Below are 23,575 nucleotides of genomic sequence, written 5' to 3'. Positions count from 1 at the left end.
CACGATCGCCGCTCCATTCCACCGCTGCCGCAGGAGTACCGAATGACCTTGCCCGCCCCCTTCAACCGCCTGCGCCTGCCCGTCATCGCCTCGCCGATGTTCATCGTGTCCGGCCCCGAGCTCGTTATCGCCCAGTGCAAGGCGGGGATCGTCGGCACCTTCCCCGCGCTGAACGCGCGGCCGGCATCCCTGCTGGACGAATGGCTGCACCGGATCACCGAGGAACTGGCCGAGCACAACCGGCAGCACCCGGACCGGCCGGCGGCCCCGTTCGGGGTCAACCAGATCGTGCACAAGTCGAACACGCGGCTCGAAGAGGACATGCGCGTGTGCGAAAAGTGGCAGGTGCCGCTGGTCATCACGTCGCTCGGCGCGCGGGAGGAGGTGTTCGCGGCGGTGCGCAACTGGGGCGGCATCACTTTGCACGACGTCATCAACAACCGCTTCGCCCACAAGGCGATCGACAAGGGGGCAACGGGGCTGGTGCCGGTTGCCGCCGGCGCGGGCGGACACGCCGGCACGCTTTCGCCCTTTGCGCTGATGCAGGAAATCCGCGAATGGTTCGACGGCCTCGTGGCTCTGTCCGGGGCCATCGCGCATGGCCGCTCGGTCCTCGCGGCACAGGCTCTGGACGCGGACTTCGCCTATATCGGCAGCGCCTTCATCGCCACCGAGGAGGCCAATGCCGACGCGGCGTACAAGCAGGGCATCGTCGAGGGAAGCGCGGAGGGGATCGTCTACACCAATCTGTTCACCGGGGTGCACGGCAATTACCTGCGCAGCTCGATCGAGCGCAGCGGCCTCGACCCGGACAATCTGCCGCAGAGCGACCCCAGCAAGATGAACTTCGGCAGCGGCGGAAACACCAAGGCCAAGGCGTGGAAGGACATCTGGGGTTCGGGACAGGGCGTCGGAGCGGTCAAGAACGTCGTCTCCGTGGCCGACCTCGTGTCCCGCCTCGAAGGCGAATATCACGACGCGCGCCGCAAGCTGCTCGGGACAAGCGACGGCGGTTGCAGGTGAACATTCAGGACGCCGCGCTGCAGACTCCCGCCGCGTGCGGGGTCAGCCGCTCCCTCACCGGAAGGCGATGGGAGTGGCGCGGCGGCACGCTCGACCTCACGGCAACAGGCGCGAACATTCCCGGCGAAAGCCTGCTGCGTCACCTGCTGATGACACGCGGCGTGCCGGAGCACGATGTCGAACGCCACCGCGCGCCGACCCTGCGCGCCTTCCTGCCGGATCCGTCGATCTTTCGCGACATGGACACGGCGGCCGACCGGATCGCACAGGCCATCGCTGCCGGCGAACCTGTCACAGTGTTCGGGGACTACGACGTCGACGGCGCCACCAGCGCGGCTTTGCTGCTTCGCCTGTTCGCCATGCTCGGGCAGGAGGCCGACGCCTACATCCCCGACCGCATCGCGGAGGGATACGGCCCTTCGGTCGCGGCCATGAAAAGGATCGCCGGCCGGGGCACCCGGCTCGTCGTCACCGTCGATTGCGGCGCCATGGCGCACGACGCGTTGCAGGCCGCAGCCGAAGCCGGCCTCGACGTGATCGTCGTCGACCATCACCAATGCTCCGACGCGCTGCCGCCGGCCCTGGCGGTGGTGAACCCCAATCGCCGCGATGAGGGCGACGAGGCGGCGTCGCACGGCCACCTTGCCGCTGTCGGCGTGGCGTTTCTGCTGGCCATTGCGGTCGTGCGCAGCCTGCGCGCCCGCAACTTCTTTTCGCACCGGGCTGAGCCGGACCTTCTGTCCCTCCTCGATCTGGTCGCGCTCGGCACCGTGGCGGATGTCGCGCCGCTCCACGGGCTCAACCGGGCCTTTGTCGCACAGGGGCTGAAGGTTCTGGCGAGAGGCGCGAATGTGGGACTCGCCGCGCTGGTGAACGCCTCGCGGCTGCACCGCGCTCCGCGCTGCAGCGATCTCGGCTTCGCGCTCGGTCCACGGATCAACGCCGGAGGGCGCGTCGGCCGCGCTTCGCTCGGCGTCGATCTTCTCACCGCATCCGACGAGGCGCAGGCCAGCGCCCTTGCCGCAGAGCTGTCGCGGCTGAACGAGGAGCGGCGCGCCATCGAGCATCAGGTGCGCGAGGAGGCGGAGCAGCAGCTCGCCGCCCAGCAGGACCGGCACGTTGTCATCGCCCACGGTTCTGGCTGGCATCCCGGCGTCATCGGGATCGTCGCCGGGCGGATCAAAGAACGCACGGAGCGTCCGGCGATCGTGCTGGCCGTCGACCCGGACACCGGCGTCAGCAAAGGATCGGGCCGTTCCATCGCCGGGGTCGACCTCGGCGCGGCCATCATCGCCGCGAAGGACGCCGGACTGCTGCTCGCGGGGGGCGGACACGCCATGGCTGCGGGCATGACAGTGGCGGCAGAGGGCATCCCCGCGTTCGCCGACTTCCTGGAGGCGCAGCTCGCCGCGCGTGTCGCGCGGTCGCGTGCATCGCGGGCGCTGCTGCTTGATCTTGCCGTGCTGCCGCGCGGGCTGAACGCGGATCTGGCCGAACGGATCGACGCGGCTGGGCCTTTCGGGGTCGGTTGGCCGGCACCGCGCGTGGCACTCGGCCCGGTGCGGATCCTGAACGCTTCCATCGTCGGCCGCGATCACGTCCGTTTCCTCGCTGCGGGAGAGGACGGCGCGCGGGTCAAGGCAGTCGCCTTTCGCGCCGCGGAAACGCAATGGGGGCAGTCGCTGCTGCACGCCTCGGCGGAGCGCCGGTACTGGCTGGCAGGCAGGGTGTCGCTCGACGAGTGGGGCGCAAGACGGTCGGCCGAACTGCATGTGGAGGATGCCGCGCACGCATGAGCCGGTGTCCGGCTCCGGTACGGCGCGATCGACACCGCGAGGACCGGACCGCCACAACGCCAGCAAAGCTTGGCCTTGACGGGCGGCCATGCGCCATCTAAGCGCCCCTGCACATCAACGGCGTTCCGTTGTCACGACGGTTCGGCCCCTTCGTCTAGCGGTTAGGACGCGGCCCTTTCACGGCTGAAACACGGGTTCGATTCCCGTAGGGGTCACCATCACCGGCGGCGGCGACCGGATGGTCATCCGCGCGGCTCCGGCGCTTGGGGCATCGGCGGCGTCGTCGGGATGTGCAGACGCCATGCGTGACAGCTTGAAGGCATCGTGGGTCGGCCTCGCTTTCGCGGCGGTGGCCACGCTGGCCCTCGTCCTCAACGGCCTTTCTCCCGCGATCGCTGCCGTGATCCTGCTCGTGTGGGCCGGATCCATCTGGATCAGCGTGGCGCGTCCCCCGCGTGCGGTCGAGGCGGTGAAGGCTGATCCTTTCACGCGCGGAAATCTGGGCGCCATTCTCGAGCTGTCGTCCTCCCCCATCATCCTGACCGATGGCGGGGTGGTGGTCATTGCCAACAGCGCCGCGCGCGACGTGGTCGGCGCCCACATCATTGGACAGGATGCGCGGGTGGCGTTCCGCAATCCGGCCGCCATCGAACTCCTGAAGGACCGCAGCGGCGGTTCGGTGCAGATCCGCAACTTCCGGCGGCTGCGTGATTTCTGGCTGCTGCGGCGACAGATCATCGATGACCGTCTGGCGATCATCGAGCTGACGGACAGGACGGCCGAGGTGACGGCCATGCAGGCCCAGACGGATTTCGTCGCCAATGCCAGTCACGAACTGCGCACCCCGCTCGCGTCGATCCTCGGGTATGTGGAAACGTTGCGCGACAGTGGCGGCGACCTTCCGCCAGAGACGGTGGAGAAGTTTCTGTCGATCATCGAGCGCGAGGCCAAGCGGCTCCAGGAACTCGTCAGCGACCTCATCTCCCTGTCCCGCATCGAGGCGGAGAAGCACGATCTCCCGGAGACGTCGGTGGCGCTGGCGGCCGTTGTCCGCCGCGCGGCGCTTGAGGCGGCCGGTGACGAGCATCGCCACCGGCTCGACTTCGCGCTGGACGAAAGCGTGACCGCCTACGCCGACGAACAGCAGCTGGAACAGGTCGTTCGCAACCTCGTGGCCAACGCCTTCGCCTACGGCAGCGACACCGAACCGGTGCGCGTCACCCTGACGCGCATCGGCGACTCCCACGCGCGGCTTCAGGTCGTCGACCGGGGCGTCGGGATCGCCAAGGAACACCTGCCCCACCTCACCCGGCGCTTCTACCGCACCGATCCCGGCCGCAGCCGCCGCTCTGGCGGCACCGGGCTGGGGCTGGCCATCGTCAAGCACATCGTGGAGCGCCACCGCGGCCGGCTCGACATCAGCAGCACGGTCGGATCCGGAACCCGCGTCGTGGTGCGCCTGCCGCTCAGCCCCCGGCCCGCGGGGGCAACCTCCGTGAACACGCAGGCAGCCGAAATCACTCCGGCAGGAGCCTGACCCGCCGGTTTCCCGCGATTGTCGCGCGACTGTAACAATGCTCGGCTTAGGCTGCGGCGATCCCGAACATCCTGGACGTTTGACATGACCGCATCATCCCGTGTCGCGATGCTTCTCCTTCCCGTGCTCGCGCTGGCCGCCTGCAACAGCGGCGGCGGAACGCGAGACACGATCCGCGTCGTCGGATCGTCCACGGTCCTGCCATTCGCCAAGGCGGTGGCGCAGGAGTTCGCCCGCAGCAATCCGGGCTTCAAATCGCCGATCATCGAGTCCACCGGCACCGGCGCCGGTTTTGCGCTGTTCTGCCGTGGCCTGGGGCCGGACACGCCGGACATCACCAACGCGTCGCGGCGGATCAAGCCGTCCGAGTTCCAGACCTGTCAGAACAACGGGGTCACCGACGTGGTGGAGGTCAAGGTCGGCTACGACGGTCTGGTGCTCGCCTCGGCGGTGAACGGCATCACCATGAACCTCACGCCCGAACTCGTCTATCGCGCACTGGCGGCGCGTCCGTATGGTCAGCCGCAAACGGCGACCACCTGGGCTGATGTCGATCCCTCGCTGCCGGCCCAGCGCATCCTCGTCTACGGTCCGCCGTCGACCTCCGGCACCCGCGACTCCTTCAACGAGCTGGTGATGGAGGCCGGATGCAACGCCAATCCGGCTATGGAGGCGCTTGCGGACAGCAACGCCGAAGAGCACGACCGCATCTGCACGGAAATCCGCACCGACGGCGCCTTCGTCGAGCAGGGGGAGCAGGACAACCTCATCCTCCAGAAGATCGAGTCCAATCCGCAGACGGTCGGCATCTTCGGCTTCTCCTATCTCGAGGAGAACCTCGACCGTGTGAAGGCGCTGCCGATGAACGGTGTCACGGCCAATGTCGAAAACATCGCCTCGGGCGATTACCTCGGCGCGCGGCCGATGTTCATCTACATCAAGCGCGCGCACGCGGATGCCATTCCGGGCCTGCGGGAATTCGTCGCCGCCTGGGTGGCGAACTGGGGACGCGACGGCCTGCTGGCGCAGCGCGGCCTGGTGGCGCTGCCTGCTGCCGAAGCCGCGGAACAGAGCGCCCGCGCGACGCAGATGCGGACCCTGACAGCGGCGGATCTCGGCTAGGCCGACGCGGCGCGGAACGACGCACCTCACCATGTCGCTCACCCTCATGCTGCTCCTGGCGCTGGGGCTCGGCTTGGCCTCGTGGCTGGCGGCCCGCGCGCGCGCCTGGAGCCTGCAGTCCGGCGGACAGCGCCTGGCCGCGCGGCCGAACTATCATGCCTGGTATGTCGCCGCCTGGGTGACGATCCCCGTCGTCCTGTTCATCGTCGCCTGGGAGATTGCCTCCCCTCACCTCGAATTGCGGGCCGTTCTTGCGGACCCTGCGGCAGGCGGGCTGCCCGCCTTCGGGCTGCAGCGCGAAAGCCTGCTTCAGGAAGCACGGGCGGTGGCGGCCGGACAGGCGCCGGCCGTCTTCAACCCCGCCGCGCAGCCGCTCGTGGAGCCGTTCCGCTCCGCCATCCGGCGCTACGACACCATCGGCCTGCTCTCCGTGCTGCTGATCGCGTTTGCCGCCGGAGCGCACGCGTTTCTGCGGCTGAAGCCTACTTTCGCCGCCCGGACGCGGGTGGAGCGGCTGGTGATGGCCGTCCTGCTGCTGGCCTCGCTTGTCGCCATCCTGACGACCTTCGGCATCATCGCCAGCCTGCTGTTCGAGACGCTGCGCTTCTTTGGCGCGGTATCGCCGCTCGACTTCCTGTTCGGGTTCCAGTGGGGCCCGGATCCCATGGTCCCGCCGGACGCCATCGATCCGAGCCGGTACGGCGCAATTCCGCTGTTCTGGGGCACGCTCTACATCGGGGCGATCATCGCCATGATCGTCGCGATCCCGCTTGGCCTGATGAGCGCCATCTACCTGACACAGTATGCCGCACCGCGGCTGCGGGCGTGGATCAAACCGGCGCTCGAGATCCTCGCCGGGGTGCCGACGGTGGTGTATGGCTATTTCGCCGCGCTGACCGTCGCGCCGGCCATCCGCGACCTCGCCGTATCCGCCGGCATCGCCAACGCCTCGAGCGAGAGTGCGCTTGCCGCCGGTGTTGTCATGGGGGTGATGATCATCCCCTTTGTGTCCTCCATGGCTGACGATTCCATCGCCGCCGTGCCGACGGCGATGCGGGACGGCAGCCTTGCCATGGGCGCGACCAAGTCCGAGACGATCCGGCGCGTGCTGATCCCGGCGGCGCTGCCGGGAATCGTGGCCGGCATCATGCTCGCGATCAGCCGCGCCATCGGCGAAACCATGATCGTCGTGATGGCAGCCGGTGCGGCGGCGAACCTGACCGCCAATCCGCTGGAGGCGATGACCACCGTCACCTTCCAGATCGTCGCCCTGCTCACCGGCGAGGGAAGCTTCGAGCATCCCGCCACGCTTGCGGCCTTTGCCCTGGGCTTCGTGCTTTTCGTGGTCACGCTAGGGCTCAACTTCATTGCCTTGCGCGTCGTGAAGAGGTTCCGTGAAGCCTATGAATGATGCAGGCGCCCTGACAGCGGAGCCGCTGGCTGCCGACATGCACGACCTGCGCGGCGAGGCGTATCAGCGTCGCCTGGCGCGGCGATACGCGGCCGAGCGCCGTTTCAAGGCGCTCGGCCTTGGCGCGGTGATCGTCTCGGTGGCGATGCTCCTCATCCTTCTCGTCACCATCCTGAGCACCGGACTGCGCGGGTTTCAGCGGGTCGAGCTGGCGGTGCCGATCAACTTTGCCGCCGACGACATCGCCGGCGATGCGCAGACGCTCGCCGGTGCCAGCGGCCTTGCCTCGCTCGAGGCGCAGGGACTGCCCGAACTTGTGTCCCGCTCGGTCGAGGAGGCGCACGGTCCTCTCCAGCCCTCGCCTGTTCCGGCCGATGCGTGGCGCGAAGTGGCCCGGCACATCGCCGCCGATCCGGGCCTGCTCCAGCGGCAGCAGACCTTGTGGCTTCCGGCCAGTGCACCTCTCGTCGCGGCACTCGAAGGGCGCGGCGATCCCGAGCTTCAGCGGCAGGCGCAGGCGCTTCAGGCGCAAGGCGTTCTGGCGCGGCGCTTCGATGGCGGGTTCTTCGCCCGGTCGGACGCCACCCAGCCGCAGGACGTCGGCATCTGGGGTGCGCTCAAGGGGTCGTTGCTAACCATGATCGTCACCCTGAGCCTCGCCTTCCCCATCGGCGTGCTCGCGGCCCTGTATCTGGAGGAGTACGCCCCCCGGAACCGCTGGACGGACGCGATCGAGATCTCCATCAACAACCTCGCGGCCGTCCCGTCGATCATCTTCGGTCTGCTGGGTCTGGCGGTGTTCCTGACGATCTTTCCGAACTACCGCTCCGCGCCGCTCATCGCCGGTCTGACGCTGGCGCTGATGACGATGCCGGTCATCGTGATCACCGGGCGCAACGCGATCAAGGCGGTGCCTCCGTCCATCCGCGACGGCGCTCTCGCCCTCGGCGCCAGCCCGGTGCAGGTGGTGTTCCACCATGTCCTGCCGCTCGCCCTGCCCGGCATCCTGACCGGGACGATCATCGGCATGGCGCGCGCGCTTGGGGAGACGGCGCCGCTGCTGATGATCGGGATGCGCGCCTTTGTCGCCACGCCGCCCGACGGCTTCACGTCGCCGGCCACGGTCCTGCCGGTGCAGATCTTCCTGTGGTCGGACGAGGTCAGCCGGGGATTCGTCGAGCGCACCAGCGCGGCGATCATCGTGCTGCTGCTGTTCCTGCTGACGATGAACGCCCTGGCCATATATCTTCGCAACAGGTTTGAACGACGATGGTGACACAGCCACCCATACCCTCCGGCGGCGCGATCAAGATGCAGGCGCGCGACGTGTCCGTGTACTACGGTGCCAACAAGGCGATCGACAACGTGTCGATCGACATTCCGGCAGCCTTCGTCACGGCCTTCATCGGCCCGTCGGGATGCGGGAAGTCGACCTTCCTGCGCGCGCTCAACCGGATGAACGACACCATCCCGACGGCGCGCGTCGAGGGGCAGATCCTGCTGGACGGGGAGGACATCTACCGCTCCAGGATGGACGTGGTCGCGCTTCGGGCGCGTGTGGGGATGGTGTTCCAGAAACCGAACCCGTTCCCCAAATCCATCTACGAGAACGTGGCCTATGGCCCGCGCATCCACGGCTTTGCCGAGAAGAAGGACGAGCTCGACGCGGTCGTCGAACGGTCCCTGCAGCGCGCCGGCCTGTGGGACGAGGTCAAGGATCGCCTGACCGATTCCGGCACGGCGCTCTCGGGCGGGCAGCAGCAGCGGCTCTGCATCGCCCGTGCCATCGCCGTCGATCCCGAAGTGATCCTGATGGACGAGCCGTGTTCCGCCCTCGATCCGATCGCCACGGCCCGGATCGAGGAGCTGATTGCCGAACTCGCCAACCGCTATGCGATCGTCATCGTGACCCACTCCATGCAGCAGGCCGCCCGCGTTTCGCAGCGCACGGCGTTCTTTCACCTCGGAAGGATGGTCGAGTACGGCTCGACGACCGACATCTTCACCAATCCGCGCGAAAAGCGCACGCAGGACTACATCACGGGACGGTACGGCTGATGAGAGAACACACCGTCAAGGCTTTCGACGAGGACATCACCCGCCTGCGCGGCCTCATCGCCGAAATGGGCGGGCTGGCGGAGGTTGCCTTGCAGGAGGCGCTCGAGGCGCTGATCCGTGGCGACGAGGCGCTCGGCGACAGGGTGGTGGCGCGCGACCGCCGGCTCGACCAGCTCGAGGTCGAGGTGGACCGGCTCGCGGTGCAGATCATCGCCCTGCGTGCGCCGATGGCCGACGACCTGCGCGAAGTGATCGCGGCGCTCAAGATCGGCGGCGTGGTGGAGCGCATCGGCGACTACGCCAAGAACATCGCCAAACGCGTGGGCCGGATCGAGAACCGCAGCCGGTTCGAACCGCTCACCCTGCTCCCCACCATGGGCGAGATCGCCGGCGAAATGGTGCACGACGTCCTCACGGCCTACGCGGCGCGCGATGCCCAGCTGGCGCTGGAGGTGATCCGCTCGGACGAGAAGGTCGATGCCTTCTACGACAGCATCTTCCGCAATCTGGTCAGCCACATGGTCGAGAATCCGGCCACCATTTCGAGCGCGGCACAGCTGCTGTTCGTGGCGCGGAACATCGAGCGGATCGGCGACCACGCCACCAATGTCGCCGAGATGGTCCATTTCGCCGCGACCGGCTCCTACCCGCCGGAAGCGGAGGACGGGCAAAGGCAGCGCGCCACGACGTCATGAGGCGCGCGCAGCGTCGGCTCCGCGGGCGCAGGGGATTGGACAGGGAGCGAGTTGATGGATGCGGCCAAACTGCTGCTGGTCGAAGACGATCCCTCGCTGGCGGAGCTGCTCCAGTACCGCTTCCGCAACGAGGGTTATGACGTTCGCACCACGGCCGACGGCGACGAGGCGCTGATCCTCGCCGCCGAGGAGCGCCCGGATCTCATCATCCTGGACTGGATGATCAACGGCACGTCCGGCATCGAGGTCTGCCGCCGTTTGAGGCGGAACCAGCAGACGGCGCACACGCCCATCATCATGCTGACGGCGCGCGAAAGCGAGGACGACCGGATCCGCGGTCTGGAGACGGGCGCCGACGATTACATCACCAAGCCCTTCAGCCCGCGCGAGCTGCTGGCCCGGGTCACCGCCGTGATGCGCAGGATCCGTCCCGCTCTGGCGGGGCAGGTGCTGGAGGTCGGGGATATCCGGCTGGATCCGGTCGCGCACCGGGTGGAGCGCGCCGGCCGGACGCTTCAGCTCGGGCCGACGGAATACCGGCTGCTCAAGTTCTTCATGGAGAACCCCACCCGGGTCTTCAGCCGCGGGCAGCTGCTCGACGGGGTCTGGGGCACGGGAAGCGACATCGAGATGCGCACCGTGGACGTGCACATCCGCCGCTTGCGCAAGGCCATCGAGGTCGAAGGGCTGCGCGATCCGATCCGCACGGTGCGTTCGGCCGGCTACGCTTTGGAGCCGTGATCAAGGCGCCGTGCGCTAGCGGCAGACGCGTCGCCAGCGCCCGGACTGGTCGAAATGGAAGTGATCGGCGTGCGCGGCGTTGTAGTCCGGGGACAGCACGGTGGCGAAGACACGGCACGCGCCATCGCGCACCGCGCGCAGGAAGCGTGCCTCCTCATCGTCGCCGTACCAGTCCTGAAGCACGCTGATCCGCCTTCCGTCGCTCAGCACGAACGCGGCGATGTCGATGGCGTTGCCGGTCGCGTGTTCGCTGAAGGCGCCGTCTTCGCGCCCGTACAGCCGGCGGCAGGAGAACGCGCCGACATGTTCGATGCGGGCAAGCGCGCTTCCCAGAAGCGCCTCCGCCGCCGGCTCCACGGTGGCGGTTCGCCAGCGGGTCATGGCAGCGGCGACCGGACAGGTGACGGGCGGTGACGTAGGGGCGAGGCTCGCCTGCGCGAGCTGCACGCGGTCGGCCTGCAGGCAGGGCGGCTCGCCCGCAGGAGGCAGCACGGCATGCGCCACATCGCTCCGCTCGAGAACGGCGCGGCACTCGGCGACGTCCTCCTTGATCCGCGCGAACTTGGCGGCGGTGGTCCATCCGTCGGGCTGGCGCAAATCGAGCGGCGCCCGGGGATCGTGCTGGGGATGCGCGGACAGCCAGGCTCTGGCCGACAGGAAGAGTCCAGCGACGAAGAGGAGCGCCAGCACCGCGCGATCGCCTCGAAACCGTCCGATGCGGCGCGAGAACAGGGGCGTCGTCACCTCAGTGAAAATCGCGCGGCTGCGGAACGATCCGGACATCCCGCGGATGGCCGCCGTGCCAGCCGCATTCCTTGCTTCCCGCAGGCGGTTCCTGCCAAGGCTCGACCGGCTGAAAAGGATTCGGGTTGCCGTCGCGCAGGCCATCGCGCGGACCGAACTTGGCCGGCAGCGGGCTGGTGACATGATCGGCCCGCGCGACCGGCGCGTTCAACAGGTCGTCGGACAGGCGGTAAAGATGATGACTGGCGTCCGTCATGTGCTGCGCGATGACATGGATCACCTCGTCGTCGTATTCGACCCGGCCCCGCACTTCCATCAGGCGCGCGCCCATGACGACGCGGCGCTGCCTCTCCTTGAGATCCGGCCAGACCACCAGATTGATGACGCCCGTCTCATCTTCCAGCGTGATGAAGCAGACACCCTTCGCGCTGCCCGGCCGCTGCCGGATCAGCACCACGCCGGCAACCTGCACCATGGCGCGAAACCTCTTCTGGCGCAGGTCGGCCGCGCGCACGAAGCCGCGTTCCGCCAGCGACGCGCGCAGGAACGCCACCGGATGCGCCTTGAGGCTGAGCCGGGTCGTCTGGTAATCGGCCACCACCTCCTCCGAAAGCGGCATGGCCGGCAGGGCAATGCGCGCATCCGCTCCCTCGTCGCGTGCAGCCGCGTGGGCGAACAGCGGCAGGTCGGGTCCGGCAATGAGGCTGCGCGCATCCCACAGCGCCTGTCGGCGGGACAGACCCATGCTGCCGAACGCGTCGGCGCTGGCCAGCCGTTCGATATGCGCGGGTGACAGTCCCGTCCGCTCGCGCAGCGCGCGCACGTCGGCAAACGGACCGTGCTCCTCGCGCTCGTGCACGAGGCGTGCGGCGACCGCTTCGGGCAGTCCATCGATCTGCCGCAGCCCGAGCCGCAGCGCCGGATGCCGGGCAGACCGACCGGCCCCATCGCCCTCCGGTGCGGTGTGGCCCCGCCCTGCGGGCTCAAGGGTGCAGTCCCAGCTGCTGTGGTTCACATCGACCGGCAGCACCGGCACGCCATGCTCCACCGTGTCGCGGACGATCTGCGCCGGCGCATAGAACCCCATGGGCTGCGAATTCAGCAGCGCGCAGGCGAAAGCGGCGGGATAATGGCATTTGAGCCAGCTCGACACATAGACCAGATGGGCAAAGCTGGCGGCGTGGCTTTCCGGAAAGCCATACTCGCCGAACCCCCGGATCTGGTTGAAGCAGCGCTGCGAGAACTCCCGGTCGTAGCCGCGCGCCACCATGCGCTCGACCATCATGTCCTGCAGTTCGTCCACCATGCCGCGGCTGCGAAAGGTGGCCATGGCCTTGCGCAGCCGGTTGGCTTCCGCCGAGGAAAACCGCGCCGCATCGAGCGCGATCTTCATGGCCTGCTCCTGGAAGATGGGAACGCCCAGCGTGCGGGCAAGGATGCTGGACAACTCGTCGGGAGGGCCGTGTCCGGGACCCGGCGCGGGGATCACCACCGGCTCTTCACCGCGCCGGCGCTTGAGGTAGGGATGCACCATGTCTCCCTGGATGGGGCCGGGTCGCACGATCGCCACCTGGATCACCAGGTCGTAGAACTCGCGCGGGCGCAGCCGCGGCAGCATGTTCATCTGCGCCCGGCTTTCCACCTGGAACACCCCCAGCGAGTCCCCGCGCCGCAGCATGGCGTATGTCTCTTCGTCCTCGCGCGGAACCGTGGCAAGCGTCAGCGCCTTGCCATGGTGATCCTCCAGCAGGTCGAGGCACTTGCGGATGCAGGTCAGCATCCCCAGCGCCAGCACGTCGACCTTGAGGATGCCCAGAGCGTCGATGTCATCCTTGTCCCACTCGATGAACGAACGTTCGGGCATGGCGCCGTTGCCGATCGGCACCGTTTCGATCAGCGGCCCTTGGGTCAGGACAAACCCGCCGACATGCTGACCCAGATGGCGGGGCATGCCGATCATCTGGCGCGTCAGTGCGAGCACGCGCCTGAGATGCGGATCGGAGACATCCATGCCCGTCTCGGCCGCGTGGCGGTCACCGATTTCGGTGCCCCACCCGCCCCACACCATGCCGGCCAAGGCGCTGGTCACATCCTCGCTCAGCCCCATCGCCTTGCCCACCTCGCGGATCGCCATGCGCGGCCGGTAATGGATCACCGTCGCGCAGAGCCCGGCGCGGTGGCGCCCGTATTTGCGGTAGATGTACTGGATCACCTCCTCGCGCCGCTCGTGCTCGAAATCGACGTCGATGTCGGGGGGTTCGCGGCGTTCCTCGGAAATGAAGCGGTCGAACAGCAGCTGATGCCGCGAGGGATCGACGCTGGTGATGCCAAGGCAGTAGCACACCGCCGAATTGGCCGCGCTGCCCCGCCCCTGGCACAGGATGGGCGGATCCTGGCTGCGGGCAAAATCAACGATGTCCTTGATGGTGAGGAAGTACCGGGCCAGCTCCAGCCTGCCGATCAGCTCCAGCTCCCGTTCAAGGGTGCTGCGCACGGCGTCGGGAATGCCGTCCGGAAACCGCCCTTGCGCTCCGCGCCACGTCTCCTGCACCAGATGGGTCTGCGGATCGAGACCGGCCGGGAGGATCTCCTCGGGATATTCGTAGGTCAGCTCGTCCAGGCTGAAGCGGCATGCATCGGCCACCGCCCGCGCCGCCGCGATCGCATGCGGCCATGGCGCGAACAGGCGCAGCATGACTTCCGGCGGCTTCAGGTAGCGTTCGGCATTCCCGTGCAGCAGATGTCCGGCCGCAGCCACGGTGGTCTTGTGGCGGATGGCCGTCATGACGTCCTGCAGCGGCCGCCGTTCCGGCGCGTGATAATGGACATCGTTGGTGGCAAGGATGGACAGCCCGTGATCCCGCGCCAACGCATCCAGCCGGTTGATCCGGGCCACATCGTCGCCGCGGTAGAGGAACGACACCGCCAGATGCCGCATCGTCGGCAGGATGCGGACGAGCTCCGGCAGAAGCTGCGCCAGTGTGCCGTCGATCGTGCGCGATGACGGGCCGGTTCCCGCCATCGGCACGACGTTGCCCGGCACCGCGACCGTCAGCGGCGCGTCGAGGTCGGCCGGCGGCAGCAGGATGAGCTGCACACCTTCGGCATGTTCGGCCAGCATGGCCAGCGAGATGTGGCAGGCCCCCTTCTCCTGCCATTCGCCCTCCAGCGTCGCCATGCGTCCCGCGGACACGAGCCTGCACAGCCGGCCATAGGCCGCTCGCCCGGTCGGATAGGCAAGCAGCGTCAGACCTTCCACCGTTTCGATCCTGCACCCGACAAGCGGCCGGAGTTTCAGTGTTTTCGCCTCGGTGTGGAGTCGCACCACCCCGGCCAGCGAATTCGCATCGGCGATGCCGATGGCATCGTAGCCATGCGCCCGAGCGGTGAGCACCAGGTCCACCGCATCCGAGGCGCCGCGAAGGAACGAGAAGCACGACATGACGCCGAGTTCCACGAACGGCGCACGTGCAGGCGTGTCGATCAGGTCGGGATCGACCTCGATCGTCCGCTTGTCCGGGGTAAGGGGTGCGTCCGGCACGGCGGCTCAACTGCCCGGTGCGCACAGCTCCTCGAGCCGCGCGCGCACGGCCGACAGGTCCGCGTCGAAAAGCCGCGTCTGCGCCTCCCGCGCCTCGCCCTCCAGACGCAGCAGGTAGGACGGATGCGCGGTCACCCACAACTCGCTGCCATCGTCGAGAGGTTGCGGGCGTCCGCGTGCCCGCGAGATGCTGACCGTCTTGCCGAGCAGCGCGCGGGCGGCGCTCGCCCCCAAGGCAAGAACGAGCCGCGGGCGGACGAGGGCGCGCTCACCCTCGAGCCACCAGCGGCAGGTGTCGATTTCCTTGGCGGCGGGCGACTGGTGCAGCCGGAACTTGCCGCGATGGACATATTTGAAGTGCTTGACGGCGTTGGTGACGTAGGTCCGGTCCCGCGGGATGCCTGCCTTCTCCAGATGCAGGTCGAGCAACTGGCCGGCCGGGCCGACGAAGGGGCGGCCGGCCAGATCCTCCTTGTCTCCGGGCTGTTCCCCCACGATCATCAGCGGCGCGTCGCGCGGCCCCTCGCCCATGACCGCGGTGTTGTCGAGGAGACCGATCGGGCACTTGCGGCAGGCGTGGATCGCCTTGCCAATCTCCTCCAGCGAGTCCGGCCGCGCCTCAAACGCCAGAGCGCCCGCCTCGACCATCTGCGCCTCCCGGCCCTGCGCTCCGGCCACCAGTTCGGGGATGAGTGCGGCTTCGGGCAGGTTCTTCCAGTACCGCCTCGGCATCTCCTTCAGCATCGCGCCGACCTTCAGGCGCGCGGGGTTGAAGATCGAGGCGTAATACCTGCGCCACAGATCCTCCACCGGATCCCCGGCCGGTGCATCCGCTCGCAAGGCCGGCGGGCCTTCACGCATCACCTCCCCGTCCCAATGCAGCGAGCCGCGCGGAGTGAGAATGGACCAGCGCATGTTGGCGAACCGCCGCATGAAGAAGCCGGCATTGGCCCGAACGATGTGATGTTCCGGCTCGAACCACGCGACGTAATGCTCCTGCGGGGTTCCGGCGGCATCGTCGACCTCCACCATGCGGAAGCGGACAAAGGCATGCATCTTGTGACTGTCGCGCCGCACCGCCTTGTCGAGCGCTTCCAGCCGCGCAACGTCACAATCGGCCTTGTCCTCCATGATCCGTCCGTTGTTCTGGTGCCGCCACAACAGCCGGTAGAGCAGCGCCCAGCGATCCGGATCGGAGTGCAGCGCCGCGTTCTTCGCCAAGGCCAGAAACCGTCTGGACGCGCGCACGGGCCGGGCCGGATCGGCAGGCACGGGCAGGCGGCGGTCACCGTGAGCGAACAGGTCGCCCGATCCTCCCGGCTCGATCCAGGCAATCCGGTCAGGCGGCACGTCGCACTGCACCATGATCCGCGCCCGCTCGCGCCAGAAATCGAAGTCGTCCGGCTCGGGCAATTGCACCACGTAATAGGTGCCGAGCTTCACGTTCCTGAGAGAGCGTGCCGAACTCATGCGGCAAACAGTTCAAGCTGCTCGCTTTTTGGTGCCAGAAGGGCGCGCAGGTCGGCCCGGTCGGCCAGCGCGGTGGGGCGCCAGTCGACCGTGCAGATGAAGGGGCGGACCTTGCTGATCGATGCGGTGAGCCGGCCTACGTCCTGCAAGCGCAAGCTGCGGTGGCGGCGGGAGGCGATGATGCGGTTGACCGCATGCACACCCAGACCCGGCACGCGCAGCAACTGCTCGCGCGTGGCGCGGTTCACATCCAGCGGGAACTGGTCCCTGAACTTCAGCGCCCAGGCAAGCTTGGGATCGATGTCGAGCGGCAGGTTGCCATCCTCGCCGGTCGCCTGCATCACCTCGCGCGGCGAGAAGCCGTAGAACCGCATCAGCCAGTCCGACTGGTAAAGGCGGTGCTCACGGACAAGGGGCGGCCGCTTGAGCGGCAACACCGCGCTCGCATCCGGGATGGGCGAAAAGGCCGAGTAATAGACCCGCCGCAGCTTGAACCCGTCATACAGCCGGCTGGCCTTGCCCACGATGTCGGCATCGGACGCCCCGTCGGCGCCCACGATCATCTGCGTGGACTGTCCGGCGGGCGCAAAGCGAGGGGCATTGCGGAAGCGCTTCTTTTCGTCCTTCGCCTGCGCGATGGCCATGCGCACGCCGCCCATGGCCCCTTCGATCTGGCGCGCGTCCTTGTCGGGCGCGAGGCGGGTCAGACCGGCATCCGTCGGCAACTCCACGTTGATGGACACCCGGTCGGCATACAGCCCCGCCTGATGAACCAGTTCGGCATCGGCGTCGGGAATGGTCTTGAGATGGATGTAGCCACGAAAATCGTGTTCTTCCCGAAGGATGCGCGCCACTTCCACCAGCTGTTCCATGGTGTGATTGGAGCTTTTCACGATGCCGGAGGACAGGAACAGGCCTTCGATGTAGTTGCGGCGGTAGAAGCTGAGCGTGAGGTCGACCACTTCCTGAGGCGTGAAGCGGGCGCGCCGCACGTTGGAACTCTTGCGGTTGATGCAGTAGTGGCAGTCGAAGATGCAGTGATTGGTCAGCAGGATCTTGAGCAGCGAGATGCAACGGCCATCCGGCGCATAGGCATGGCAGATGCCCATTCCCTCCGTCGAGCCGATCCCTTTCCCCCCGAGAGAGTTCTTGCGCGCCGTGCCCGACGAGGCGCAGGAAGCGTCATACTTGGCGGCGTCGGCAAGCACCTCCAGCTTCTGCATGAGCGTCATCTCTGCCATGTTGTTCCTTATATGTTCTCAACCATGGTTTGACCAGCCCTTCCTGCGGCGGCCGCGCGCCGCCGACTGAAACCAGATGCCGAAGGCGGCGTTCCAGAAGCACAGGAACCTGCGGGGACAAGCGATGAAGTATGTGGACGCACGCGATGGCACTCAGCTCCGGGTCAAGGAGCTTGGCGAGGGGCGCCCTGTCGTCCTCATCCATGGCTGGCCGCTGTCGGCGGACAGCTGGGATCCGGTGATGATCGCCCTCGCGGACAGCGGGTTTCGCGCCATCGCCTACGACCGGCGCGGCTTTGGCCATTCGGAACATGCGCCCCGCGGCTATGACTACGACACCTTCACCGATGATCTGGCTGACGTCATGGCGGCGATGAACGCCACGCGGGATGTTGCCCTGGTCGGCTTCTCCATGGGGGGCGGCGAAGTTGCGCGCTACATGAGCCGGCATGGGGGCAAGGGCGTGGCGCAGGCGGTGCTGGTCGGGTCGGTGGTCCCGTACCTCCTCAAAACCGACTCGAACCCCGACGGCGTTCCCCAGTCGACGTTCGACCAGATGGCCGAAGGAATGGAGACCGACTACCGGCGGTTCTTCACCGGGTTCTTTCAGGATTTCTACGGCGACGGATGGGTGCGCAGCCGCGTTGCCGACGAAGAGAAACAGTGGGCCTGGAACACGGCCATGATGGCCTCGCGCCATGCCGTGCTGAAAGCGGCGCAGGCGTTTGCCACCACCGACTTCCGCCCTGACCTGCCCAGCTTCACCGTGCCCACGCTCGTCATCCACGGCACGGACGACCGGACGGTGCCGATCGATGCCACCGCGCGCGTGGTGGCGCAGGAGGTGCCCGGGGCCGAGCTGCTGGAGTATGGCGGAGAGCCGCACGGCTTGTTCGCCACGCAGACGGAGCGGCTGGCCGAGGACATCATCGCGTTCCTGCAGCGCACCGGCGGCGAGGAAGGCGGCATTTTCGATGGTCTGGATGGCGCCAGTCGGCAGGACCGGCAGGCGATCGTCGACGAGGTGACGGCCGCCAGCGTTGCGACCACCCCGGCCAATCTCTAGAAGCAGGCGTGCGGGCGGACGCGTGCGCCCGGTGCCGCTGGCGAGCGAGTGGGCTGGCGGGAGAAATGACGATGCACGGCATTCTGAACCGGGGGATGAGAACGCCGCGCCACCTGATGTGGGCGGTCATTCCGCTTCTGCTGCTCCTGCCCGTTCTCGGGATGACCGTGTCCGACGCAGTGCGCTGGACCGCGTCCGATTTCATCATCGCCACCCTCCTGCTTGTCACGGGCGCGGGGGCTGCCGAACTGGTGCTCCGCCTGTCGCGCGGGTCACGGACGCGCCTCGTGGGGCTGACGGGCGTGGCGCTGGCGCTGGCGCTGATCTGGGGCGAGCTGGCCGTGGGGCTTTTCGGCTCGCCATGGGCAGGGTCGTAGAACCTGCGGAATTGCGTCATCCCCACAGCCCCTGGAGGAACCAGTCGGGCACTCCGCCCCGCCCGTCCCCGATCAGCCCCTGCCGATAGATCCAGTAGCGGCGCCCCTCCCCGTCCTCGATCCGGTAATAGTCGCGCAGGCGTGCCGTCCCTTTCTCGCGCCACCATTCGGGCGCGATGCGTTCCGGTCCCTCGACGCGCGTGACTTCGTGCACCCGGCCGCGCCAGCGGAAGCGCCGGGGATAGCCGTCGGGCGTGGCGTAGAGCACCGCGATCTGCTCGGGCTGTTCAAGCAGCCTGAGCGGTCGGGCATGAAACCGCAACTGCCCCTGCTCCACCATGCCGCTGTCGAGCGGAGGGACCCATTTCTGCGCCCGTTCGGGCAGGTGGCTGGCGGCAGGAACAGGTCGGCGCACGGCATGGGGGCCGAGACGGGCGACGAGCCGGTCGACGCAGGCAGCCAGTGAAGTGCCCAGCGTGTCCGCCTGACGCTCGAGATCGGCCTGGGCGCTGGCAAGCGATTCAGTCCATGTGCTTCGCAACCGCACCAGTTCGATCCCGAATCCGGCGTCGACATCGTCGAGCCGCATCCGGAACAGGCGGGCGATGTGGGCAGGGTCGCGCGTGGCGGCGGCGAGTTCGAGCGGGCGGGCCACGACATCGCCGTCGACGCGCCACAGACCAAGCTCCAGCCGGCGCGCACCTTGCCCGCGCTCGGCCAGCACACGCACCAGATCGCCGGCCAAGTCGTCGATCACCTGGTCGAGCAGCTCGCGGTGCCTGAGCGGCTCGAGCAGGCGGCGCTGCACCAGCGGCTGGTGCGGCGGGGCAATCGGCAGCAACGGCTCGGGAACACGGCCCAGCAACTGGTCCAGCCGGATCAGCGGATTGGCTGCGGCGGAGCGGCGGTTGCGGAACCGGCGATGCACCGCGCTCCGTCCGCCCGGCGCGCCGGCGGCAGCCGCCAGTTCGCCGAGCGTCCTGAACCCCAGCCGGCGCAGCACGATGAGCACGTCCTCGTCGAGCCGCAGCGCCGCAACCGGCAGGTCTGCAAGCCAGCGCATCGGTTCCTCCCCCGCCGCGATGACGGCGCCGTCTGCACCATGCCGGGCGAGCGCCCACGCGGCGCCGGCGGTGGGCGCCAGCGCCGCCCGCACGCCAAATCCGCGCCTGCCGCATCGCCTCCTCACATCCTCGAGCAAAGCCCGCTCACCCCCGAAAAGATGCGCCGCGCCGGTCACATCCACCATCACGCCGTCAGGTGGATCGAGCGCGCTCCACGGTCCCCAGCGCCTAGCCCACAGAGCGAGCTTCTCCAGCATGGCGCGGTCACCCGTCGGATCGGCGGGAACGGCCCGGATCGCGGGGCACAGGGTGCGCGCATCGGCCAGCATCATGCCCCGCCGCGCCCCACCCGCCGCGGCGGCCGCGTTGGCCGCGGCAATCCGCGGGCCATGAGCGGTGTCGGCAAACAGCACCACCGGCACGGCATCGGCGCCCTCCCCCGCGCCGCACCCGTGCATCTGCCGCCAGCGGTCGAGCGAAAGGTCCGGGCACCAGAACGACAGGATCCGGCGTTCCGCCCGAGGCGAGCCGGTCATGACCGTGCTGCCGCGGATGGATCAGCCGGGCTGTCCGCGCATGCCATGCCGGGTTCCTGTGCGCATGGGCGGCAACGCGTCGGCGGAGACGATGCCGAGCTGGCCGGCGCCGTCCCAGGCCAGCAGCCATTCTCCGGGCGGATGAAGCCGCGAGCGGAAGAGTTCGCCATGCCAGGTCGCGGCTCCCGGTGCCGCCGGATTCCACTGCGGCGGCGAGGACGGCCGGGCCTGCACCCGCCAGCGTGCCCGCGCCGACGACAGCTCGGCCTCGGCGTCGAGACGGATCAGCCACAGCGGCACGCCGTGCCGCTCTGCCGCAAGGCTGAGACGCCGCGAGGCGGTGAAGTCGAGTGCGCGCGGATTGCCGTCCACTTCGCCCAGCACGAAAGCCAGATCCCGGCACCGCAGCCCTTCTTCCATGGCGAACAGGGCATCCTCGCAGGTGCGGGCAAGCACATGAACGAGGCGGTCGGCCACATCTGCGGGAAGGCCGGGACGGTATGGCACCCCGCCAATGCGGGCAGCCTTGCGGGTCTGAACCCACAGCACGCTGCGGCGATCCTGCTCCTCGCGGAGTGAACCGCGTGCCTGCGCGCTGCGCCAGCCGTCCATGGCCAGAGCAAGTGCAGCGGCGCAGGCCGCGGCGTCATTCCCGCTGCCGAACACCTCCCCATGCAGAACCGGCGGCCTTGTCATGGTTTTCCCCGGGTGCCAGCGCTCACCGGGCAAAGACCCGCGCGGTCCGGTCCGCGCCGCGGCCACCTTGTGCGGGAGAGCGGACATGACAGCAGCAGGGCCGGCAGCAGATCCGTGTCGAAGACTCATGTTCCTGTTATGTTCCATGCACAGGGCTGTGGCAACACGCGTGTCGCGGCTGTCCACAGCGCGAGCGGAACCAAAGCCGCGCACCCTCCGTTCGCGAGCAAAGGAGAGCACGAATGCATCACGACACACACAAGGATGACGAACTGAAGCAGACATTCTGGCGCGCCCTTGCCGACTCGCCCTTCGTATTTCTCGAGCGCAAGGCCGATCCCGCCAATGCGGTGGTGATGACCGCCAAGCTCGACAAGGACGCAAACAGCGCGATCTGGTTCTTCACCAGACGCGATCATCACCTTGCCCAGATGGGCGAAGCGGTCTGCACCTTCGCCAGCAAGGACCACAAGATCTTCGCCCGCTTCGAGGGCACGCTGAACGAGGAAACCAGCCGCGAGCGTCTGGAGAAGGAATGGGACCGGATGACCGCCGCCTGGTTCGACGGGGGCAAGGACGATCCGAACCTGCTGATGTTGCGGATGGATCTCGGTCAGGCCGAGATCTGGAACAGCGATCTCGGGCTGTTCGACAATGTGAAGATGCTGCTCGGCGGCGACGTGCGCCAGGAAGCGGCGGAAAACCACACCGAAACCACACTCTGAGGCGGCATCCGCGCGGGGCGCGGATCAGCGCGGATAAGGAAACGGGCGCCCGGTTGCGGCGCCCGTTTCCACGTTAGCCCTCCGCGCCTAGCGCTCCGCCGCGCCCGGCGCGTCGATCGGCAGCATCGTCTCCCGGCCTTCGATGTCGTCGACGACCTCGACAATGCCGCGGCCCAGATGGCTGCGGCTGCGGCTGTAGCCGAAATAGATCAGCAGCCCGACCGCACCCCACACCGGGAACACGAGCATGGCGCTTGCCGGAAGGTTGAAGAACAGGAAGGCGCAACCGAACATCGCCGCCGGCGCCACGAACCAGACCCCGGGAACCCGGAAGGCCCGCGGCCGCTGCGGATCGCGCACCCGCAGGAGAAGCACCGCCAGCGCCACCATCAGGAAGGCATACAGCGTGCCGGTGTTGGCGATCTCCGCCAGCCGGCCGACCGGCAGGAACGCGGCCGCAAACGCCACCACGCATCCGGTCATCAGCGTCACCACATAGGGGGTCTTCCACTTCGGATGAATCTTCGACAGCCCCTCCGGCAGCAGCCCGTCGCGCGACATCACGAAGAAGATGCGCGTCTGCCCGTAAAGCAGGATGAGAATGACCGACGGCAGGGCGATGAACGCCGCCAGCCCCAGCATGTTGCCGATGGTCGAATAACCGATCTGCCGCAGGACATGGGCAAGCGCCTCGTTCGAGCACACGAGCCAGTCCGCATACTGCGGCAGCGCGCACTGGCGCGCGAGTTCGGCCGAACCCGCCGGGAACGGAATGCCGTTCGGACCCATGATCGGCTGCCCGCCGATGGTGCCGATCGCGCCGGCCGCCACGAGGATGTAGAAGACCGTGCAGAACAGCAGGCTCCCGATCAGCCCGATGGGGACGTTGCGCTGCGGGTTCTTGGTTTCCTCTGCCGCGGTCGAGACCGAGTCAAACCCGACATAGGCAAAGAAGATGATCGCCGCCGCGCCGACGGCGCCCAGCCCCGTTCCGAACCCACCGAACACGCCCGCCGGGAGGAACGGATTGAACCGGCCCGTGTCGAATTCCTCGCTCGGCAGGGTGAGCACGATGAAGGTCGTGAGCGCCACCACCTTGATGACGACGAGAATGGCGTTGACCCGCGCGCTCTCCGTGGTGCCGATCATCAGCAGCCAGGTGATGACCCCGGCGATGAACACCGCCGGCAGGTTGATGAAGCCGCCCGGCGCGCCGCCCAGTGCCACCGGACCGGCCGTCAACCAGATCGGCAGGTCGATACCGGCAAGTTCGCGCAACGTGCCGACGAAATAGCCTGACCAGCCCACGGACACCGCCGACGCGGCCACTGCATATTCGAGCACGAGTGCCCAGCCCACCGTCCAGGCCAGCAATTCGCCCATGGTGGCGTAGGTGTAGGTGTAGGCGGAACCGGCCACGGGGATCATGGACGCAATTTCCGCATAACACAGCGCCGCGACGATGCAGATCAGCCCGGCAATGGCGAACGCCAGCATGAGGCCGGGTCCCGCTTTCTGCGCCCCTTCGGAGGTCAGCACGAAAATGCCGGTGCCGATCACCGCGCCGATGCCGAACAGCGTGAGCTGCAAGGCGCCGAGCGTCCGTTCAAGCGACTTCTTCTTCGCGGTCGCCAGAATGGCGTCCAACGGCTTCACACGACCGAAAAGCATGCTGTCCCCGACCCCTCCACTGGTGCGAGCGGCGGCGCACCTGCCGCTCTTGTCGCGGCGG

General features: G+C 68.0%; 19 protein-coding genes and 1 tRNA gene. 13 read left to right on the top strand and 7 right to left on the bottom strand.

All coding sequences use genetic code 11. From position 1 onward, the window contains the following. The first annotated feature begins 42 nt into the window (after window positions 1–42). The 10 genes from ETO60_RS06250 (at window position 43) to phoB (ending at window position 10,383) form a co-directional block, all read left to right on the top strand. Window positions 43–1,023 (top strand): NAD(P)H-dependent flavin oxidoreductase, encoded by a 981-nt coding sequence (locus ETO60_RS06250; RefSeq protein ID WP_130003798.1) that lies wholly within the window; start codon window positions 43–45, stop codon window positions 1,021–1,023. Beyond that, on the top strand, window positions 1,020–2,819 hold the full coding sequence (gene recJ / locus ETO60_RS06245) for a single-stranded-DNA-specific exonuclease RecJ (RefSeq protein WP_234026362.1): 1,800 nt from the start codon (window positions 1,020–1,022) through the stop codon (window positions 2,817–2,819). Before ETO60_RS06250 ends, recJ begins: the two co-directional genes overlap by 4 nt. Window positions 2,820–2,962: 143 nt before the next feature. After that, window positions 2,963–3,037: transfer RNA gene (locus tag ETO60_RS06240), tRNA-Glu, on the top strand. A gap of 83 nt (window positions 3,038–3,120) precedes the next feature. Then, on the top strand, window positions 3,121–4,356 hold the full coding sequence (locus tag ETO60_RS06235; protein WP_130003796.1) for a sensor histidine kinase: 1,236 nt from the start codon (window positions 3,121–3,123) through the stop codon (window positions 4,354–4,356). An 84-nt stretch (window positions 4,357–4,440) separates the two neighbouring features. Continuing rightward, entirely contained in the window at window positions 4,441–5,478 is a 1,038-nt protein-coding gene (locus ETO60_RS06230; protein ID WP_130003794.1) for a substrate-binding domain-containing protein, read from the top strand. 31 nt (window positions 5,479–5,509) lie between these two features. Next, window positions 5,510–6,889 carry a phosphate ABC transporter permease subunit PstC gene (pstC, locus tag ETO60_RS06225; RefSeq protein WP_130003792.1) on the top strand — a complete coding sequence of 460 codons (1,380 nt, stop codon included), beginning with the start codon at window positions 5,510–5,512 and terminating at the stop codon, window positions 6,887–6,889. Continuing rightward, window positions 6,882–8,165, top strand: coding sequence for a phosphate ABC transporter permease PstA (pstA, locus tag ETO60_RS06220; RefSeq protein WP_390612602.1), 1,284 nt, complete (start codon window positions 6,882–6,884; stop codon window positions 8,163–8,165). The genes pstC and pstA overlap by 8 nt, the downstream gene beginning before the upstream one ends. Beyond that, window positions 8,159–8,947, top strand: a complete 789-nt coding sequence (pstB, locus tag ETO60_RS06215; RefSeq protein WP_130003790.1) for a phosphate ABC transporter ATP-binding protein PstB — start codon at window positions 8,159–8,161, stop codon at window positions 8,945–8,947. The genes pstA and pstB overlap by 7 nt, the downstream gene beginning before the upstream one ends. After that, on the top strand, window positions 8,947–9,642 hold the full coding sequence (gene phoU / locus ETO60_RS06210) for a phosphate signaling complex protein PhoU (protein WP_199798841.1): 696 nt from the start codon (window positions 8,947–8,949) through the stop codon (window positions 9,640–9,642). The genes pstB and phoU overlap by 1 nt, the downstream gene beginning before the upstream one ends. 54 nt (window positions 9,643–9,696) lie before the next feature. Further along, the gene (phoB, locus tag ETO60_RS06205) at window positions 9,697–10,383 is read left to right on the top strand and encodes a phosphate regulon transcriptional regulator PhoB (protein ID WP_130003788.1); all 687 of its coding nucleotides are present in this window, start codon (window positions 9,697–9,699) and stop codon (window positions 10,381–10,383) included. A gap of 15 nt (window positions 10,384–10,398) precedes the next feature. Here the strand turns inward: phoB and ETO60_RS06200 are convergent, their stop codons facing one another. Genes ETO60_RS06200 through ETO60_RS06185 form a run of 4 tightly spaced genes read right to left on the bottom strand, consistent with a single transcriptional unit; the run spans window position 10,399 to window position 17,379 of the window. Next, window positions 10,399–11,166, bottom strand: coding sequence for an extensin-like domain-containing protein (locus tag ETO60_RS06200; RefSeq protein ID WP_130003786.1), 768 nt, complete (start codon window positions 11,164–11,166; stop codon window positions 10,399–10,401). Then, the gene (locus ETO60_RS06195; RefSeq protein WP_130003784.1) at window positions 11,129–14,668 is read right to left on the bottom strand and encodes an error-prone DNA polymerase; all 3,540 of its coding nucleotides are present in this window, start codon (window positions 14,666–14,668) and stop codon (window positions 11,129–11,131) included. Before ETO60_RS06195 ends, ETO60_RS06200 begins: the two co-directional genes overlap by 38 nt. A gap of 6 nt (window positions 14,669–14,674) precedes the next feature. Then, window positions 14,675–16,138, bottom strand: coding sequence for a UdgX family uracil-DNA binding protein (locus ETO60_RS06190; protein WP_130003782.1), 1,464 nt, complete (start codon window positions 16,136–16,138; stop codon window positions 14,675–14,677). Next, the gene (locus tag ETO60_RS06185) at window positions 16,135–17,379 is read right to left on the bottom strand and encodes a putative DNA modification/repair radical SAM protein (RefSeq protein ID WP_130003780.1); all 1,245 of its coding nucleotides are present in this window, start codon (window positions 17,377–17,379) and stop codon (window positions 16,135–16,137) included. The genes ETO60_RS06190 and ETO60_RS06185 overlap by 4 nt, the downstream gene beginning before the upstream one ends. Window positions 17,380–17,503: 124 nt before the next feature. Between ETO60_RS06185 and ETO60_RS06180 the strand changes: the two genes are divergently transcribed. Continuing rightward, window positions 17,504–18,445: an alpha/beta fold hydrolase gene (locus ETO60_RS06180; RefSeq protein WP_130004605.1), complete on the top strand. Its 942-nt coding sequence runs from the start codon at window positions 17,504–17,506 to the stop codon at window positions 18,443–18,445. A gap of 65 nt (window positions 18,446–18,510) precedes the next feature. Beyond that, window positions 18,511–18,822 carry a hypothetical protein gene (locus ETO60_RS06175; protein ID WP_165362130.1) on the top strand — a complete coding sequence of 104 codons (312 nt, stop codon included), beginning with the start codon at window positions 18,511–18,513 and terminating at the stop codon, window positions 18,820–18,822. Window positions 18,823–18,838: 16 nt separating this feature from the next. Here ETO60_RS06175 and ETO60_RS06170 read toward each other — a convergent pair whose 3' ends face one another. Further along, the gene (locus ETO60_RS06170) at window positions 18,839–20,422 is read right to left on the bottom strand and encodes a DUF6504 family protein (RefSeq protein WP_130003776.1); all 1,584 of its coding nucleotides are present in this window, start codon (window positions 20,420–20,422) and stop codon (window positions 18,839–18,841) included. 21 nt (window positions 20,423–20,443) lie between these two features. Continuing rightward, window positions 20,444–21,118, bottom strand: coding sequence for an ImuA family protein (locus ETO60_RS06165; protein ID WP_234026361.1), 675 nt, complete (start codon window positions 21,116–21,118; stop codon window positions 20,444–20,446). A gap of 242 nt (window positions 21,119–21,360) precedes the next feature. Between ETO60_RS06165 and ETO60_RS06160 the strand changes: the two genes are divergently transcribed. After that, on the top strand, window positions 21,361–21,843 hold the full coding sequence (locus tag ETO60_RS06160; RefSeq protein WP_130003774.1) for a pyridoxamine 5'-phosphate oxidase family protein: 483 nt from the start codon (window positions 21,361–21,363) through the stop codon (window positions 21,841–21,843). Between the two features lie 87 nt (window positions 21,844–21,930). Here ETO60_RS06160 and ETO60_RS06155 read toward each other — a convergent pair whose 3' ends face one another. Continuing rightward, on the bottom strand, window positions 21,931–23,514 hold the full coding sequence (locus ETO60_RS06155) for an amino acid permease (RefSeq protein WP_130003772.1): 1,584 nt from the start codon (window positions 23,512–23,514) through the stop codon (window positions 21,931–21,933). Window positions 23,515–23,575 lie beyond the last annotated feature (61 nt).

Origin of the sequence: Qipengyuania thermophila, from assembly GCF_004153605.1 — a bacterium.
Lineage (GTDB): Bacteria > Pseudomonadota > Alphaproteobacteria > Sphingomonadales > Sphingomonadaceae > Qipengyuania_B > Qipengyuania_B thermophila.
This window is presented reverse-complemented; position numbering and strand designations above follow the sequence as displayed.

Coding starts and splice junctions, on each gene's coding strand:
- ETO60_RS06230 (WP_130003794.1), top strand. CDS start 4,441: ATGACCGCATCATCCCGTGTCGCGATGCTTCTCCTTCCCGTGCTCGCG.
- ETO60_RS06175 (WP_165362130.1), top strand. CDS start 18,511: ATGACGATGCACGGCATTCTGAACCGGGGGATGAGAACGCCGCGCCAC.
- ETO60_RS06155 (WP_130003772.1), bottom strand. CDS start 23,514: ATGCTTTTCGGTCGTGTGAAGCCGTTGGACGCCATTCTGGCGACCGCG.
- ETO60_RS06160 (WP_130003774.1), top strand. CDS start 21,361: ATGCATCACGACACACACAAGGATGACGAACTGAAGCAGACATTCTGG.
- ETO60_RS06250 (WP_130003798.1), top strand. CDS start 43: ATGACCTTGCCCGCCCCCTTCAACCGCCTGCGCCTGCCCGTCATCGCC.
- ETO60_RS06165 (WP_234026361.1), bottom strand. CDS start 21,118: ATGACAAGGCCGCCGGTTCTGCATGGGGAGGTGTTCGGCAGCGGGAAT.
- ETO60_RS06170 (WP_130003776.1), bottom strand. CDS start 20,422: ATGACCGGCTCGCCTCGGGCGGAACGCCGGATCCTGTCGTTCTGGTGC.
- ETO60_RS06200 (WP_130003786.1), bottom strand. CDS start 11,166: ATGTCCGGATCGTTCCGCAGCCGCGCGATTTTCACTGAGGTGACGACG.
- ETO60_RS06190 (WP_130003782.1), bottom strand. CDS start 16,138: ATGAGTTCGGCACGCTCTCTCAGGAACGTGAAGCTCGGCACCTATTAC.
- pstA (WP_390612602.1), top strand. CDS start 6,882: ATGAATGATGCAGGCGCCCTGACAGCGGAGCCGCTGGCTGCCGACATG.
- ETO60_RS06185 (WP_130003780.1), bottom strand. CDS start 17,379: ATGGCAGAGATGACGCTCATGCAGAAGCTGGAGGTGCTTGCCGACGCC.
- pstB (WP_130003790.1), top strand. CDS start 8,159: ATGGTGACACAGCCACCCATACCCTCCGGCGGCGCGATCAAGATGCAG.
- ETO60_RS06235 (WP_130003796.1), top strand. CDS start 3,121: ATGCGTGACAGCTTGAAGGCATCGTGGGTCGGCCTCGCTTTCGCGGCG.
- phoB (WP_130003788.1), top strand. CDS start 9,697: ATGGATGCGGCCAAACTGCTGCTGGTCGAAGACGATCCCTCGCTGGCG.
- pstC (WP_130003792.1), top strand. CDS start 5,510: ATGTCGCTCACCCTCATGCTGCTCCTGGCGCTGGGGCTCGGCTTGGCC.
- ETO60_RS06180 (WP_130004605.1), top strand. CDS start 17,504: ATGAAGTATGTGGACGCACGCGATGGCACTCAGCTCCGGGTCAAGGAG.
- phoU (WP_199798841.1), top strand. CDS start 8,947: ATGAGAGAACACACCGTCAAGGCTTTCGACGAGGACATCACCCGCCTG.